We start from the raw sequence: 276 nt of genomic DNA, 5'->3' as shown, positions 1-276 counted from the left end.
CGTCAAACCTTACCACCAAAGCAAGCAGCCGATATACTCACCGCCGGCCAACAAGTGTGGATCCGCCATAATGGTAAGCATTGGCAATTGTCACAAATCCCAATAGTCTCGAGTGCAACCGTCTCACTTGAACCTCATGACGGCGCAATCAAAACCCTCGTGGGTGGATTTAGCTTTCGCAAAAGTCAATTCAATCGAGTAACCCAAGCTAAACGCCAATTAGGTTCCAATATTAAGCCTTTTATTTATGCTGCGGCATTAGAAAAAGACTATACC

Annotated in this window: 1 pseudogene; it reads left to right on the top strand. The window is 45.3% G+C overall.

Going from position 1 to position 276, the window contains the following annotated elements:
* A pseudogene (locus AAEY72_RS14725) lies at positions 1-276 on the top strand (penicillin-binding protein); the annotation flags it as partial.

It is taken from the genome of Psychrobacter sp. W2-37-MNA-CIBAN-0211 (assembly GCF_040309405.1).
Taxonomy (GTDB): domain Bacteria; phylum Pseudomonadota; class Gammaproteobacteria; order Pseudomonadales; family Moraxellaceae; genus Psychrobacter; species Psychrobacter glaciei.
The sequence above is the reverse complement of the archived record's forward strand: the minus strand, read 5'-3'. Positions and strand labels throughout refer to the sequence as shown.